Genomic DNA, 15,611 nt, shown 5'->3' on the forward strand with positions numbered 1-15,611 from the left:
AAAGCCCTCTTCCCGTATCGTCCATTCCGCATCGGATCGTCCCGGCGCACACTCCTGCCATTATTCGAAAACCGCGGGCAGGCCGCGCAGGAGACTTCATGGCGGTACAGATTCTTTCCGGCATCCGCGTTCTGGAGCTGGGCCAATTGATCGCCGGTCCCTTTGCCGCCAAGACCCTGGCCGACTTCGGCGCTCGCGTCATCAAGATCGAGCCACCTGGACAGGGCGATCCCCTGCGTAAATGGCGCATGCTGCACGAGGGCACATCCGTCTGGTGGGAGGCGCAGTCGCGCAACAAGGAATCCGTTTGCGTGGACCTGCGCCAGGCCGAAGGGCAGGAAATCGTGCGCAGCCTGGCCGCGCAGGCCGATGTGCTGATCGAGAACTTCCGTCCCGGCACCCTGGAAAAATGGGGCTTGTCCTGGGAGAAGCTGCATGCGCTGAATCCCGGCTTGATCATGCTGCGTATCTCCGGCTACGGCCAGACCGGGCCCAAGAGCCGTGAGCCCGGCTTCGCCGCGATCGGTGAAGCGATGGCCGGCCTGCGCTATCTGAACGGCGAGCCGGGGCGCGCGCCGGTGCGTGGCGGCCTGTCGCTGGGCGACACCATATCCGGCCTGCATGGCGCCCTGGGCGTGCTGCTGGCGCTGTATCACCGTGACGCGCGGGGCGGGCAGGGGCAGATGATCGATGCCGCCCTCTACGAAAGCCTGTTCAACCTGACCGAAAGCCTGCTGCCGGAATACAGCGCGTTCGGCGCGGTGCGCGAGCCCGCCGGCGCGGCCTTGCCGGGCATCGCGCCGTCCAATGCCTATCCCTGCACGGATGGCTACGTGCTGATTGCCGGCAATGGCGACGCCATTTTCACGCGGCTGATGTCCTGCATCGGCCGCGACGACCTGGGCCAGGATCCAGCGCTGGCGCGCAACGATGGCCGCGTGGCGCGCGTGCATGAGATCGATGCCGCCATCGGCGCCTGGACGGCGACACGTACCATCGCCGCGGTGCTGGATGTGGTGTGCGGCGCGGGAGTACCCGCGGGACGCATCTATACGGTGGCGGACATCGCCCAGGACGACCATTACCGGGCTCGCCAGGCGATTACCCGGGTGGATGCCGCCAACGGGCTGCAGGTCGACATGCCGGGCGTGTTCCCGCTGTTGTCGGATAATCCGGGCGCCGTGCGGCGGCGCGCGCCGACGCTGGGCGAGGACACCGACGCGGTGCTGGAATCCCTGGGAATCACGGCCGCGCAGCGCGCGGCCATGCGCGAGGCGGGAGTGATTGCATGACACGGGACGTATCGGGATCCAGATCGGCATCCATAGAGATCAATGAAGTCGGCCCGCGTGACGGGCTGCAGATCGAGAAGGCCATCGTCGCCACCGACGCCAAGGTGGCCTTGGTCGACGCCTTGTCGGAATGCGGCTTCGCGCGCATCGAGGTGACCAGCTTCACGTCGCCCAAGGCGATACCGGCGCTGGCCGATGCCCAGGAGGTGATGCGGCGCATCCGCCGCAAGCCGGGCGTGATCTATACCGCGCTGGTGCCCAATGTGCGGGGGCTGGAGCGGGCGCTGGAAGTCGGCACCGACGAATTGAACCTGGTCATGTCCAGCAGCGAGACGCACAATCGCGCCAACTTGCGCATGACGCGGGAGCAGTCGCTGGCCGAACTCAAGTCCATCCTGCGCGCGGCGGCGCAGCAAGGGCCTTTGCCCTGCAATGTGTCGCTGTCGACCGCTTTCGGCTGTCCTTTCGATGGCGACGTGGCGCCCATGCAGGTGCTTGACCTGGCCCTGCGCCTGGCCGAGGCGGGCGCCAGCGGCTTCACGCTGTGCGATACCACCGGGATGGCTTATCCCACGCAGGTGGCGGAGCTGTGCCAGCGGATGGCGACGGTCTTGCCGGGGCTGCCGGTGACCATCCATCTGCACAATACCCGCGGCATGGCGCTGGCCAATGCCTTGGCGGCCTGGCAGGTGGGCGTGACGCGCTTCGATGCGGCGGCCGGCGGGCTGGGAGGCTGTCCTTACGCGCCCGGTGCCAGCGGCAATGTGAACACGGAAGAACTCGTGCACATGTTCCAGTGCATGGGTGTTGAAACGGGGGTTGCGTTGGCGCCGCTGATGGAGGTCGTCCGCGGCCTGCCGGAGCTGGTGCAACGCCCCTTGACCAATCCCCTGCTGGCCGCCGGTACGCGGCTGGCAACGCATCCGGCGCCGGCCTGGCTGGCGGAGCGGTTCTTACCAGATGCCTGAGCACTACCCAATAGTTCCATAAAAACCAAGGAGACAACGCATGAAAACCCTCTTCAAGGCGGGACCTCGCCTGCTGGCCGCCGCCTGCATCACCCTGGCCGTGGCCTCGACCGCCCAGGCGGCCTATCCGGATCGTCCCATCACCCTGATCGTGTCCGCCGCGCCGGGCGGGACGACCGATATCGCCGCGCGGCTGCTGGCCCAGCCCTTGGGCCAGGCGCTGCACCAGACGGTGGTGGTGGAGAACCGTCCTGGCGCTTCGGGCGGCATCGCGTCCCAGATGGTGGCGCGGGCCAAGGCGGACGGCTATACGCTGCTGCTGCAGTATTCGGGCTTCCAGGTCATCACGCCCACCCTGACGCCGACGCTGACGGCCGATCCCATCAAGGATTTCTCGCCCATCGCCAACGTCATCTCGGCGCCGCAACTGGTGGTGGTGCGCTCGACCCTGCCCATCCATTCGATGAAAGAGCTGGTCGACTACGCCAAGGCCAATCCCGGCAAGCTCAATTACGCATCGTCGGGCAATGGTTCGCTGCAGCAGGTATCCACCGAGCTGTTGAACCAGATGGCCGGAACGCAGATCACGCATATTCCGTACAAGGGCACCGGCCCGGCGCTGGCGGACCTGCTGGGCGGGTCGGTGGACATGACGATCACCACGCCGCCGCCGCTGCTGGGCCAGGTATCGGCGGGCAAGCTCAATGCGCTGGCGGTGACGGGCAAGACGCGCCTGCCCAGCCTGCCGAACGTGCCGACGGCCGCCGAGGCCGGCTATCCCGACCTGATCGTGTCATCCTGGTTCGCCGTCTATGCGCCGGCGCATACCCCCGGGGATGTGGTCACGAAGCTCGCCGCTGAAATCGAGCGCATCACCAAGACCGAGGAGTTCCGCAAGAAGGCCGCCGAGCAGGGCGCCGAGGCGGATTTCATGGGCCCTGAGCAGCTGGGCCGCTACACGAAGAGCGAACTGGAACGCTACAAGAGCGTGATCGAAGCCGCGCATATCACGGCGAACTGAGCGGCGAACTGGACCGCGAACCGCGTTGCGCACGGATGTCCTCGGTAAGGCGGGATGAAGCGGCCCGGCGCGCGCGCCGCCTCATGCAGCCTATCCGTGGATCATGAATGCCGGCGCGGCCAGTGCAGCGAGATACGTGCCGTGCTCGATATCCGCCGGTCGATAGTGATCGGCGTCATGCAGCAGGTTGATCTGACCCAGCAGTCGTCCATAAGCATGGACGGGGATGTTCAACACGCTGGCGCAACCGAGCGAGAAGATCGCCTCGGCATCGAGAAAATCCCGCCGAACCGCTGCTGCGTCGGGCGCCAGCCGGGGCTTGCCGGTCGCCACCATTTCGCGCAAGGCGGGCGCATCGCCTATCTGCTTGGATCCGCTCGCCGCATAGACCGCCGGCGCACTGCTGTACAGGCGGTGCGCCAGGCCCTCGGCCAGGTCGTAGCGCAACGCGGTGAACAGGCGGTGGCCCATCTCGCGCTGGGCGATGTGGTCCAGCGCCTGCAGCAGCGCGTCGGGGGCGCCCGCGCGGGGAGGGCGCACTATTGCCGCGGAAATGGCTTGCAGGTCCTGCGTCGTCAGAAAGCCGGTCTTCGTCATATTCCATCCCCCAGTCTTTGGTTGTCTTCTGCTTCGATAGCCGTTCCTGGAAAGGGCGAGCCAAGAGCCGCAGCAGCAGCACAGCAACAGCAACAGCAACAGCGGCGTCGCCCCGTATCCCGCCTATTCGGGTTGTATCTTTGCGATCTGGGCGACCTTGCCCCATTGCTCACGGTCCGCCGCGACCACGTCATCGAATTCCTTCAGGGTGACGCCGCTGGCAGTGGCGCCTTGCGCGGCGAAGTAGTCCACCATGTCCTTGTCGAGCACGACCTTGCGCACCATCTCGGCGATCTTGCGCACGCGGGCGTCCGGCGTATGGGCCGGGGTGAACAGGCCGAACCAGCCTACCGCTTCGAACTCGGGGAAGCCCTGTTCCGCCACGGTCGGCACGTTGGGCAGCGCGGCCAGCCGCTGCCTGGATGTCACGGCGACGGCATTGACGTCGCCGCGTTCCACATAGGCCATCGACGTCAATGCGACGTCCAGCATGAAGTCGACGTGGCCGGCCATGGTGTCGGTCAGCGCCGGCCCCGAGCCACGATAGGGTACGTGGGTTGCGGGGATGTCCAGGGTGGCGCGCAGGGCTTCCGTCGCCAGGTGATTGGAAGAACCCAGGCCGCTGGAGCCATACGTCAGGCCACCGGGCTTTTTGCGGGAGGCCGCGATCATCTGTTTGAGATCGTGAATGCCCAGGTTCTTGTTGACCACCACCACGTTGGGCACGGAGGCGATCATCGCCAGGCCGCGGAAGTCCTTCAATGGGTCATAGGGCAGCGTCTTGTACAGGAAGGGCGCGACGGATTGGGTGCTTACCGTGCCCAGGAACAGCGAGTAGCCGTCGGCCGGCAGGGATTTCGCGTAGGCCGCTCCCAGCGTCCCTCCCGCACCAGGTTTGTTTTCCACCACGAAGGGCTGGTTGGTCAACTGGCCCAGGCGCTGCGCGACCTTGCGCGCCACGATGTCGGTGGAGCCGCCGGCCGCGAAGGGCACGATGATGCGCACCGGCTTGTCTGGCCAGTTATCCGCGCTGTCGGCGGCGTGGCTGGGAGATGAGGCGGACAGGGCGACGCACAGTGCTGCGCATGCCAGCTTCAGAACGCTTGAGTGTTTCATGGTAATCCCCTTGTATCTGGACGAAGTGTGCTTCGTTTGGCATTCGAGATGCTTGCGCCGTAATGATTCCGCGCACGGCGGATGTCATGGTAGGAGGCACAAGGGGGAGGGGACCAATACCGCTTTCCTATGCAAGCATAGGTGTTTCCTTTGATAGGAAAAATGGTTGTGCAGGCAGCCCGCGGATTTTCCGCGAACGCAGCACGGACACAGCACGGACACAGCACGGACACAGCACGGACACAGCACGGACATAGCGCGAACACGCCGCGGACTGCGGACAGTGCGCCAGTGCCGTGTGTCTGTCTCAATGGCAGAGGAAGACGCCGTCCAGGAGTGCCAGGGTGATGCCAGGATCTTGCCAGGCAAGAAAGACGCCGGACAGCAGTGCCACGCACAGGGTGGCGGCCACGGCGCGGGCCAGTCCGAAAAAAAGGGGGCGTGGGGGTTTACCCCCCACAAAAAATATCCTCTTCGCCAGCAACAAATGCCGCCCAGGCGCCGTCCTTGCCCGAGTCATGACACTTGCCCGCCAAGCGGTCCGGGATACGCCACAGGACGATCATCGATAGGCCAATGCACTCCCGCGGCCAGCAGCCCGATGACGATGGACAGCAGCCACAGCGGATCGTAGGAATGGTAGGTGTCGTAGATCACGCTGCCCAGCCAGACGCCCAGGAATCCGCCGACCTGATGGCCCACGAAGACAAAGCCGAACAGGGTGGCGATATAGCGCGCGCCAAAGATCCGCAGGATCACGTCGGTGGTCAGGGGAACGGTGCCCAGCCACAGGAAACCCATGACCGCCGAGAACAGGTAAGCGCTCCAGATCGAGACGGGCGCCGCCAGGAACGCTGCCAGCGCCAGCGTCCTCAACAGGTACAGCACGCACAGCACCTGCTTGGCCGGCCAGCGGCCTGCCAGCCTGGCGCAGGTGTAGTTGCCGAAGATATTGGTCAACGCGATGATCGCCAGCGTCATGCCGGCTTGCTGCGCGCTCAAGCCGCGGTCCATCAGATACGCCGGCATGTGGGCAGCGACGAAGGCAAGCTGGAAGCCGCAGGCCAGGAAGCCGAGATTGAGCAGCCAGAAGCCCCGGTGGCACAAGGCCTGGCGTATTGCCTGGCGCATGGTCAGGGTCGAGGCCGCTGCTTCCGGGGGATGCGCAGCCGGACGGGCTTTGGCGCTCGCATCATCGGGCGAATGAGCAGGCGCACGGCTAGCCCTCCCAGCGGGCACGGAAGCGCGCGCATCGCCAGGCGCAGCGGCGGGCATATCGTCGCGCAGGAAAAGGGCCAGCGGCGTGAGCGTGATCATGACGATGCACAGTACCGATATCGCGCCTTGCCAGGTCGATACGGTGATCAGGGCTTGCGCGGCCGGGACCATGCAGAACTGCCCCAGGCCGCCCAGCGCGCCGGCGATGGCCAGTGCCCAGGTCCGCTGCGGTCCCGTGAATATGCGGCTCAAGGCGCCGTAGACGACGCCGAATGCGGTGCCGGACAGGGCGATCCCGATCATGATGCCGTTAGTCAGCGCAAATGCCGTCGGGTGCTGTGCGTAGGTCATCAGCATCAACGCCAGCGCGTAGACGATCATGCCTGTGAACACGACTTTGGCTGAACCATAGCGGTCGGCGATGATGCCCGTGAGGGGTTGCGCCAGTCCCCACACCAGGTTCTGCAGCGCCAGCGCCAGGCCGAAGTCCTCGCGCGTCCATCCCTGGCTGCTGATGACGGGCTGCAGGAACAGCCCCTGGACGTGGCGCACGCCCAGCGCGGCGCCCATCAGGACGCCGCCGGCGATCACGATAAGCCAGCGATTGCGTAAGGCGGACGCTTTCGGCGACATGGCGAGGCTCCAGACGATGAGGATGGGTAGCCTAATCGCCTGGTGCAGGACAATCAAAAAATTGTCATAGGGACGCTTTGGCCGATTCCTGCAGGGGCCACCTCGTTCTGGCCAGTTCGGAACGGAACAGGTTCTCCATGGCGCGGATGAAATCGTTGACGACCTTGGAGCGCGGTTGGTGCCCCGGCAGCACCATGGAAAACGTATAGGCGATCGCGGGTACGAGGGGCCGGCAGACGATGCGCCGGTCGCGCAGATTGGCGGCGGTGAACGGGTCGGCGATGGTAATGCCGAGACCGGCCGCGACCATGCTGCAGGCCGAATGCGCATACGTGGTTTCGATCGACCGGTTGAACGTGACGCCGGCGGCTTCCAGCGCGATTTCCACCCGCATCCGCAAAGGACTGTCGGCGCCCAGGGAGATCATGGCGGCGCCCTGCAGGTCGCTGACGCGCACCGCCCGTTTGCGCGCGAGGGGATGGTCGCGGGGCAGCACGCAGACGGCGGCGACATCGGGTTGGGGATAGACATCGACGCCCGGATACTCGGCATTGATGAAGCCGATATAGCCGATGTCCACCTGGTTGGCGCCGATCAGCTCAAGCACACCCTGCGACGGACAGACATCCAGCGACACCCTGACATGCGGATGCGTGTCCGAGAACTGGCGGATGCCTTCGCTGATGAAGTTCAGGCCCAAGGCACTGATGGACGCGATACGCAGTGTCCCTATCCGTGCCGATTTCAGATCCTGGGCCACGCGCTCCACGGACTCCACGCCACGATAGAAGCGGTCGACCTCCTGGAACAGGCGGCGCGCCTCGGCGCCCGGAATGAGGCGATTGCCTTCGCGGCGGAACAGGCGCACGGAGACCGTCGCCTCCAGGTCCCTGATCAGGCGGCTCACGGCGGGCTGGCTGATCTTCAGCAGCTCGGCGGCCAGCGTCATGCTGCCGGTGAGCATCACTTTGCGGAAGGCTTCCAGCTGTCTGGGATTCAGTTGCATGGCGGCGGGCAGGGAAGAAGTCTGGCTGTCAGCATAACATTCAGTTATCGGCCTCCTACCCTTTATGTGGTTGTGTGGGGAGGAGCCGTCCCGGCATGATGTTTCCCGTGTTCTCGACAGCACACGTGTTGGATCAACAGGTCATGGATCGCCGGGGAAAAGCATGGTTCGAATAGGTATCGATGTGGGGGGCACATTCACGGATTTCGTGATGGCTGACACGACAACGGGCGCACTGTCCTACTTCAAGGTGCCGTCCTCGCCCGAGGATCCCTCCGTGGCGATCGCGCAGGGGACGCGCGAGATGCTGGAACAGCATTCGGTCCCGCCCGGGGAGGTCGAATACTTCGGCCATGGCACGACGGTCGCCACGAATATGGTGATCGAGCGGCGTGGGGTCAGGACGGGACTGGTGACGACGCGCGGTTTTCGCGACGTGCTGGCCATCGGCCGGCAGACGCGGCCATCGCTGTACGACCATGGCGTGGCCAAGCCGGCGCCGCTGGTGTGGCGCCGCCACCGCCTGGAAGTGGGCGAGCGCCTCGATGCCACCGGCGCGCCTCTGCGCGGTCTCGATGAATCCGAACTGGAGCAGTGTGTGCGGGAACTGCTGGCCGATGGCGTGGAGTCATTGGCGATCTCCTTTCTCCATTCTTACCGTAACCCCGATCATGAAGAGCAGGCCCGCCGCGTGGTCGAGCGCGTCGCCCCGGGTTTGCACGTCAGTATTTCCTACGAGGTGCTGCCCGAATTCAGGGAGTTCGAACGGACTTCTACGACGGTTTTGAATGCCTATGTCGCGCCGCGCATGCATCACTACCTGGAACGCTTGCGCACGCGGCTCAAGGACGTCGGGCTGACCGTCGACCCGCTGACGTTCCACTCGAACGGCGGCTTGATGCCGTTGAAGACGGTGGCGCGCCTGCCGGTGCTTTCCTGCCTGTCCGGACCCGCGGCGGGCGTCATCGGTTCGACGGTCATCGGTGCCGCGGCAGACCTGACGGAAATCATCACCTTCGATGTGGGCGGGACCAGCACCGACGTTTCCCTGATTACCGGTGGACGGCCGGGGTTTACGTCGGATCGCCTGGTGGCCGGTTATCCGGTAAAGATGCCCATGATCGATATCCACGTCGTCGGCGCGGGCGGCGGCAGCATCGCGCGGCTCGACGACGTGGGCGCCTTGAAAGTGGGGCCCGACAGCGCCGGTGCGGTGCCCGGCCCGGTTGCGTTCGGCAAGGGCGGGACCGTGCCCACGCTGACCGATGCCAACATCGTGTTGGGGCGCCTCAATCCGGCGACGTTGCTGGGCGGCCGCATGAAGGTCGATCGCGAGCGCGCCGCCGCGGTCATCGATGCGCTGATCGCACGTCCCATCGGCGTGTCCGTCGAAGAAGCCGCGCACGGCATCCTGCGGATTGCCACGGCGAACATGAGCCGCGCCATCCGCACGGTATCCACGGAGCATGGCCACGATCCGGCCGACTTCACGTTGTTTGCCTTTGGCGGCGCCGGGCCGCTCCATGCGGCGGAGGTGGCGCAGGAGTGCGGCATAGGTGGTGTCCTGGTGCCGCAAGAGCCGGGGACGATGTGCGCGCGGGGCATCCTGCTGGCCGACGTCAGCCGCGATTTCGTACGCACGCAGCTGGCCCCGCTGGACGACGAGAACTGGCGCCGGATCCAGGGAGTTTTGCGGGATATGTGCCAGGAAGGCGACCAGTGGTTGGAACAGGAGCACGTGGCCCAGGCACAACGGCGCTTTCATTGCCTCATCGACGGACGTTACCGCGGCCAGACGCACGATATACGGGTGGCCCTGCAGGCCGGCGCAGAGGAGGCCCAGGATGCTTTCACCGATGGCTTCCATCGCGCCCACAAGGCACAGCATGGCCATGCGCATCCGGACCGTCCCATCGAAATCGTCAACTGCCGCCTGCAGGCGGTGGGCCTGGTCGTGAAAGCCGGCGCCACGGCGTGGCAGCCCACGCGGCCGACGCCGGTCTGGGATGAACGCGACGTCTACTTCGACAAGGATGCCGGCTGGATGCGTACCCGCGTCTATGACCGGGCCTCTCTGCCCAGCGGCCTGGCGCTGGCGGGGCCCGTGATCATCGAGGAGATGAGTTCGACCACGGTCGTCCTGCCCGGGCAGACGGCCACCATCGACGAGGCGGGGAATATCCGCATCCGGGTTTGAACGACCATCACGGACATTCATCATGAACGCAATACACGACACCCACGACAAGCAGGCCTTCGACCCCATCGCCGTTGAAGTTTTCACCAATCGCCTGCTGGCTATCACGGAGTCCATGGCCAGCAACATCATGCGCGCCTCGTTTTCGCCGCAGATCAAGGAGCGGCGCGACTTCTCGGTCGGCATGTTCGATCGCCAGGGACGCCTGATCGCGCAGGGCACGCATATCCCCGTTCATCTCGGTTCCCTGATGGGATCGGTTGAGGCGGTGCTGGCGCGCTGGCCGCTGGCGGAAATCCGTGACGGCGACGTCTATGTCTGCAACGATCCCTACGCGGCGGGCGGCACCCACCTTCCTGACATCTCCGTCATCACGCCGGTGTTCGTCGACGGCCGGCTGGTGGCGTTCGCCGCCAACATCGGCCATCACTCCGATGTCGGCGGCGCGGTGCCGGGTTCGACCTCGGCGGCGGCGCGCACGATCTATGAGGAAGGCCTGCGCATTCCCATCATGCGCGTGGCGCGCGGGCGTCAGGTCGATGACGACCTGATCGGGCTGATCGCCCTGAATTCCCGCCTGCCCGAAGAGCGTTCGCTGGACTTGCGCGTGCAGATCGCCACCAATGAAAAAGGTCTAGGCGCCATCGGCAGCCTGATCGATCGCATGGGCGGCGCGGCGAAGTTCGAGAAAGCGGTGGATGGCGTGCTGGCCTATACCCTGCAGCGTGCGCGCCATCGCGTGGCGGCGTTGCCCGCCCGGCGCAGCACCTTCACGACCTGGCTGGACGATGACGGCAGCGGGCAGGGCGGCCGCGTGCCGCTGACAGCCACCGTCTACAAGGATGGCGCGGTGCTGGTGGTCGATCTGGAAGGATCCGGTCCGCAGTCGCGCGGCGCGCTCAACGTGTCCGACAGCGCCTTGCGTGCCACGGTCTATTACTGCGTCAAGGCCATGCTGGATCCTGACCTGATGGCCAACAGCGGCATGGCCGGCGCCATCGTGATCAAGGCGCCGTCGGGATCCATCGTCAATCCCCGTTCGCCGGGGGCCTGCGGCGCGCGCACCATCACCTGCCAGCGCCTGGCCGGCGCGATCATCGGGGCCTTCGTGGGCCTGGTCGACAGGGAGCGCGCGATCGCCTCCAGCGTGGACACGATGCCGACGATCGCCTTCTCGGGCACGCGGCCGGAGGACGGGTCCATCTATCTAAGCGGCGAAACCCTGGGCGGTGGCGGCGGCGCGCGCGACGCCGCGGATGGGATGGACGGCATCCATGTCCACATCACCAATTCCCGCAACCTGCCTACCGAGATACTTGAGCATGAATGCCCGTTGCGTGTCGAGCACTACGGCTTCGCGGTGGATTCAGCGGGGCCGGGGCGCCATCGGGGTGGGCTTGGCATCGTACGTGAGGTGCGGATGCTGCGGGACGAGACGATCTTCTCGGCGCGTTCGGACAGCCATCTGCAGGGTGCGGCGGGTGCCGAAGGCGGCGGCGAGGGCGGGCGTGGACGGCTGTTGCGCAATGCCGGGAGTTCCGCCGAGGAGGTGTTGGGATCCAAGGTACGCCACCTGATCCTGGCGCGCGGCGAGACGGTACGTATCGAGACGCCGGGCGGCGCGGGCTTTGGCGATCCGGCAGCGCGGCCGCTGGAAGCGCTGGCGGAGGATCTGCGCGATGGCCTGGTGACCGAGGCCTATGCGCGCAGGTTCTACGGCGATGCGCTGACCGACGGGGCATTGCAGGCAGGTGGCCGCGCGGGATAGATCCGCTGGTGGCCCCGGCGGTTGGCCCGACCGCACAGGCAGGACGCACCCGGTAAGGGCGTGAGAAAAACATACCGGGCGCTTCAGGACCAAAACATACTCAAGGGAAAACATCATGAACCGATTTTCAGGGAAATCGCGGCGGCGCACTATGGGCCTGATGCTGGCCACGGCGGCCACTTTCTGCGCGGGCCGCCCGGCCCTGGCTGACGAGGCCTACCCGAACAGGCCCGTCAGGATGATCGTGCCATTTTCGGCGGGCGGCTCGACCGACCAGGTGGCCAGGGCGCTGGCGGAAGGCCTGGGCCGGATCTGGAACCAGCCAGTCATCGTGGAGAATCGCGACGGCGCCAGCGGCATCATTGGATCGCGGGTGGTCGCGGAATCCAGGCCCGATGGCTACACCCTGTTGTTCGGCACCCAGACCACCCAGGCCGTGGTGCCCCATCTATTCCCCAAGGTTCCCTACAACGCGGAGAAGGATTTCGTGCCGGTGACCGAACTGGTCTCCATCGCCCAACTGCTTTCCGTGCCGTCGTCTTCCCCCTTCCATTCGCTGGCCGAGCTGGTCGCCTATGCCAAGGCGCATCCGGGCGCGCTCACGTTTGGCGGCGGCGTGGGAGCGACGCCCCAGATGACCATGGAGCTGCTGATGGCCCAGGCGAACATCAAGATGCTGGGCGTGCCCTACAAAGGATCATCGCTGGCGATGAACGATCTGCTGGCGGGACGGCTCGATTCGATGTTCGATGTGATCATGACCACGCTGCCGCAACAGCGTGCCGGCAAGGTGCGCAGCCTGGCCGTGACCACCAATCATCGGCATCCGCTGTTGCCGGACGTGCCCACGGTGGCGGAGTCCGGCTATCCAGGATTCGAGACGGATGTCTGGTTCGGCCTGTTCGCCGTCGCGGGTACGCCGCCGGCCATCGTCCAGAAAATCGCCGACGACAGCAGGAAGGCGATGGCGGACCCGCAACGCAGGAAGATGCTCACCGACGTCGGTTTCGAGATCATTACCAGTTCTCCCGCGGACTTCGCCCGCTATGCCCGCGCGGAAAGCGAAAAATGGGGCGCGGTCATCAAGGCGGCGAATATCAAGATGGAGTAACCGGGACGCCGTGAGCCCAGGGTTGCAGAGCGCCGCTTCCTCACTCCTTCCCTGACTTAGCCGCGCTCCCGTCCTTCTCGAGCTGCGCTGGCGATGGCCGTGGCATCGACGCCGAAGTGGCCGCGCAGGGCCGCGCGGGTGTCGCTGCGGCCGAAGCCGTCGGTGCCCAGTGTGCGGTAGGAACGGTCAGCGGGGAGATGCGCGCGCAGGGATTCCGGCAGCAGGCGGACATAGTCCGATGCGGCGACGATAGGGCCGGCGCTGGCTTGCAGCATGTGCCGCAAGTGCGATTCCTCGCACGCCTGCGCGTCCCTGGCCAGCTCGGTCCAACTGGTGATGCTGTAGACGTAGACCGTGTGGCCTTCCCCATGCAGGATCTCCGCCGCTTGCAGGGCTTCGCGGAAGATCGCGCCGGAGCCCAGTAGCGTCACCGCCGGTTTGCCAGGCTGGCCCTGCTTCGTTTCGAACAGGTAGCCGCCGCGCAATACGGCTGCATGATTCTCCCGGGCCAGGGTCGGTTGCGCGTAGTTCTCGTTCATCACGGTGACGTAGTAGAAGACATCGCGCTGGTCCTGCAGCATCTCCTGCATGCCTTGCTCGATGATCACCGCCAGCTCCCCGGCATGCGCGGGGTCGTAGGCCTTGCAATTGGGAATGGTGGACGCCCACAGGTGGCTGGTGCCATCCTGGTGCTGCAGGCCTTCACCCCCGAGGGTCGTGCGGCCGGACGTGGCGCCGATCAGGAAACCGCGCGGCCGCTGGTCGGCCGCCGCCCAGATCAGGTCGCCGATCCGCTGGAAACCGAACATCGAGTAGTAGATGTAGAAGGGCAGCATGGCGACGCCGTGCGTGCTGTAGCTGGTGGCCGCGGCGGTCCAGCTGGAGATTGCGCCGGCCTCGCTGATGCCCTCTTCAAGGATCTGGCCGTCGGTGGCCTCGCGATAGGCCAGCAGCGAGCCGATGTCCTCCGGTTCGTAACGCTGGCCATGGCGGGCATAGATGCCGACCTGCTTGAACAGGTTCGCCATGCCAAACGTGCGCGCCTCGTCAGCCACGATGGGGACGAGGCGGGGCCCGGCCTCCGGGTCCTTCAGCAGGCTGCCAAGCATGCGGACAAAGGCCATCGTCGTGCTCATTTCCTTGCCATTCGCGTCGGTGGCAAAGGTGCCCCAAGTGCCGAGCGCGGGGACGGCGAGCGGCGCGCACTCGGTGTGGCGCCTGGGCAGCGAGCCGCCGAGTCGATCGCGCCGGGCCCGCAGATACTGCATCTCGGGACTATCCTCGGCGGGCCGGAAGAAGGTCAGGTCGCGCACCTGCTCATCCGTCAGCGGCAGCTTGAAGCGGTCGCGGAAGGCCAGCAGGTCCTCGGGCTCGAATTTCTTGTTGGAATGGGTCGTCATCTTGCCCTGCACGGCCGGACCCATGCCGTAGCCTTTCTTGGTATGGGCCAGGATGACCGTCGGGGCGCCGCGTGCGGCAGCGGCGGCATGATAGGCGGCATGGATCTTCCTGATGTCATGGCCGCCGCGCTTCAAGGCATCGATCTGCTCGTCGGAGAGAGACGCGACGATATCGGCGATTTCTGCATTCTGGCCGAAGAAATTAAGGCGATTGAAATCGGCATCCTTGGCGGCCAGCGTCTGCATCTGGCCGTCCACGGTTTGCGCCAGGGCCGCGCGCAGGGCGCCTGTCGTGTCGCGCTCGAACAGCGGATCCCAATCGCTGCCCCACAGCAGCTTGATGACGTTCCAGCCGGCACCCGTGAACAGGCGCTCCAGTTCATCGATGATCTTGCCGTTGCCGCGCACGGGGCCATCCAGGCGCTGCAGATTGCAGTTGACGACCCAGGTCAGGTTATCCAGCCCTTCCCGCGCCGCCAGCGTCAGCGCGGCCATGCTCTCGGGCTCGTCCATTTCGCCGTCGCCGAACACGCCCCACACCCGCCGTCCCTGGCAGTCCAGGATGCCCCGGTCCGCCAGGTAATGCATGAAGCGGGCCTGGTAGATGGAGTTGATGGGACCTATGCCCATGGACCCGGTGGGAAATTGCCAGAAATCGGGCATCAGGTAAGGGTGGGGGTAGCTGGACAGCCCCTTGGCCCCCACCGCGCCCGCGGCAATCTCGCGCCTGAAATGCAGCAGGTCCTGTTCGGTCAGCCGCCCTTCCAGATAGGCGCGGGCGTAGATGCCCGGGGCACTGTGCGGCTGGAAGAAAACCAGGTCGCCCCGTTGTTCGGGGGCCATGCCTGCCCGGCCACGGAAGAAATGGTTGAAGCCCACCTCGAACAGGTCCGCGGCGCTGGCGTAGCTGGCGATATGACCGCCCAGTTCGCCATAGGCCTGGTTGGCCTTGATCACCATGGCCAGGGCATTCCAGCGCATCAGCGAAGCCAGGTGTTCCTCGGTGGCCAGGTCGCCGGGAAAGGGCGCTTGTGCGGCGGGAGTGATGGTGTTCACGTAGCCCGTGGCCGCCGGTGCCGGCGCCGGCGCCGCTGGCGCGACGGCCTGGCCTTGCATCTCGCCTTGCAACAGGCTGCCCAATGTCGACAGCATCTGCCGGCCCCGTTCGGCCCCGTGCGCCTGCATCAGTGCGACGAAGGCGTCGCGCCATTCTTCCGTTTCCTGCGGGTCCGGATCGTAATAGGGCGGCATGCGTGTCTCCCGTTGCGGCCTGTATGCTGGCTT

The 15,611-nt window shown here is 65.8% G+C and carries 11 protein-coding genes; 6 read left to right on the forward strand and 5 right to left on the reverse strand.

Annotation, left to right across the window (positions count from 1 at the left end):
- Positions 1–98 precede the first annotated feature (98 nt).
- The 3 genes from CEY05_RS24930 to CEY05_RS24940 are packed head-to-tail and all read left to right on the forward strand — an operon-like array spanning position 99 to position 3,281.
- On the forward strand, positions 99–1,292 hold the full coding sequence (locus tag CEY05_RS24930; protein ID WP_088599978.1) for a CaiB/BaiF CoA-transferase family protein: 1,194 nt from the start codon (positions 99–101) through the stop codon (positions 1,290–1,292).
- Complete coding sequence (locus tag CEY05_RS24935) at positions 1,289–2,260, forward strand: hydroxymethylglutaryl-CoA lyase (RefSeq protein WP_088599979.1); 972 nt, start codon at positions 1,289–1,291, stop codon at positions 2,258–2,260. Before CEY05_RS24930 ends, CEY05_RS24935 begins: the two co-directional genes overlap by 4 nt.
- 40 nt (positions 2,261–2,300) lie before the next feature.
- Entirely contained in the window at positions 2,301–3,281 is a 981-nt protein-coding gene (locus CEY05_RS24940) for a tripartite tricarboxylate transporter substrate binding protein (protein ID WP_088599980.1), read from the forward strand.
- A gap of 90 nt (positions 3,282–3,371) precedes the next feature.
- Here CEY05_RS24940 and CEY05_RS24945 read toward each other — a convergent pair whose 3' ends face one another.
- The 4 genes from CEY05_RS24945 to CEY05_RS24965 form a co-directional block, all read right to left on the reverse strand.
- Positions 3,372–3,878: a GAF domain-containing protein gene (locus CEY05_RS24945; protein WP_088599981.1), complete on the reverse strand. Its 507-nt coding sequence runs from the start codon at positions 3,876–3,878 to the stop codon at positions 3,372–3,374.
- Between the two features lie 123 nt (positions 3,879–4,001).
- On the reverse strand, positions 4,002–4,994 hold the full coding sequence (locus CEY05_RS24950; RefSeq protein WP_088599982.1) for a tripartite tricarboxylate transporter substrate binding protein: 993 nt from the start codon (positions 4,992–4,994) through the stop codon (positions 4,002–4,004).
- A 516-nt stretch (positions 4,995–5,510) separates the two neighbouring features.
- Complete coding sequence (locus CEY05_RS24960) at positions 5,511–6,845, reverse strand: MFS transporter (protein ID WP_088599984.1); 1,335 nt, start codon at positions 6,843–6,845, stop codon at positions 5,511–5,513.
- A gap of 64 nt (positions 6,846–6,909) precedes the next feature.
- Positions 6,910–7,851, reverse strand: coding sequence for a LysR substrate-binding domain-containing protein (locus CEY05_RS24965; RefSeq protein WP_088599985.1), 942 nt, complete (start codon positions 7,849–7,851; stop codon positions 6,910–6,912).
- Between the two features lie 163 nt (positions 7,852–8,014).
- On the opposite strand from CEY05_RS24965, the gene CEY05_RS24970 reads away from it, so the two are divergent.
- From CEY05_RS24970 to CEY05_RS24980, 3 genes are all read left to right on the forward strand, one after another.
- Complete coding sequence (locus tag CEY05_RS24970) at positions 8,015–10,048, forward strand: hydantoinase/oxoprolinase family protein (protein WP_088599986.1); 2,034 nt, start codon at positions 8,015–8,017, stop codon at positions 10,046–10,048.
- A gap of 22 nt (positions 10,049–10,070) precedes the next feature.
- On the forward strand, positions 10,071–11,816 hold the full coding sequence (locus CEY05_RS24975; protein WP_088599987.1) for a hydantoinase B/oxoprolinase family protein: 1,746 nt from the start codon (positions 10,071–10,073) through the stop codon (positions 11,814–11,816).
- 115 nt (positions 11,817–11,931) lie between these two features.
- Positions 11,932–12,927, forward strand: a complete 996-nt coding sequence (locus tag CEY05_RS24980; RefSeq protein ID WP_088599988.1) for a tripartite tricarboxylate transporter substrate binding protein — start codon at positions 11,932–11,934, stop codon at positions 12,925–12,927.
- Between the two features lie 56 nt (positions 12,928–12,983).
- Here CEY05_RS24980 and aceE read toward each other — a convergent pair whose 3' ends face one another.
- Positions 12,984–15,578 (reverse strand): pyruvate dehydrogenase (acetyl-transferring), homodimeric type, encoded by a 2,595-nt coding sequence (gene aceE / locus CEY05_RS24985; RefSeq protein ID WP_088599989.1) that lies wholly within the window; start codon positions 15,576–15,578, stop codon positions 12,984–12,986.
- Positions 15,579–15,611: the final 33 nt, after the last annotated feature.

This window comes from Achromobacter sp. HZ34, from assembly GCF_002209485.1.
Lineage (GTDB): Bacteria > Pseudomonadota > Gammaproteobacteria > Burkholderiales > Burkholderiaceae_B > Bordetella_C.

What these genes read in the sequence shown, in the direction of transcription:
- CEY05_RS24930 (WP_088599978.1), top strand. Translation starts at nt 99, where the DNA reads ATGGCGGTACAGATTCTTTCCGGCATCCGCGTTCTGGAGCTGGGCCAA.
- CEY05_RS24935 (WP_088599979.1), top strand. Translation starts at nt 1,289, where the DNA reads ATGACACGGGACGTATCGGGATCCAGATCGGCATCCATAGAGATCAAT.
- CEY05_RS24940 (WP_088599980.1), top strand. Translation starts at nt 2,301, where the DNA reads ATGAAAACCCTCTTCAAGGCGGGACCTCGCCTGCTGGCCGCCGCCTGC.
- CEY05_RS24945 (WP_088599981.1), bottom strand. Translation starts at nt 3,878, where the DNA reads ATGACGAAGACCGGCTTTCTGACGACGCAGGACCTGCAAGCCATTTCC.
- CEY05_RS24950 (WP_088599982.1), bottom strand. Translation starts at nt 4,994, where the DNA reads ATGAAACACTCAAGCGTTCTGAAGCTGGCATGCGCAGCACTGTGCGTC.
- CEY05_RS24960 (WP_088599984.1), bottom strand. Translation starts at nt 6,845, where the DNA reads ATGTCGCCGAAAGCGTCCGCCTTACGCAATCGCTGGCTTATCGTGATC.
- CEY05_RS24965 (WP_088599985.1), bottom strand. Translation starts at nt 7,851, where the DNA reads ATGCAACTGAATCCCAGACAGCTGGAAGCCTTCCGCAAAGTGATGCTC.
- CEY05_RS24970 (WP_088599986.1), top strand. Translation starts at nt 8,015, where the DNA reads ATGGTTCGAATAGGTATCGATGTGGGGGGCACATTCACGGATTTCGTG.
- CEY05_RS24975 (WP_088599987.1), top strand. Translation starts at nt 10,071, where the DNA reads ATGAACGCAATACACGACACCCACGACAAGCAGGCCTTCGACCCCATC.
- CEY05_RS24980 (WP_088599988.1), top strand. Translation starts at nt 11,932, where the DNA reads ATGAACCGATTTTCAGGGAAATCGCGGCGGCGCACTATGGGCCTGATG.
- aceE (WP_088599989.1), bottom strand. Translation starts at nt 15,578, where the DNA reads ATGCCGCCCTATTACGATCCGGACCCGCAGGAAACGGAAGAATGGCGC.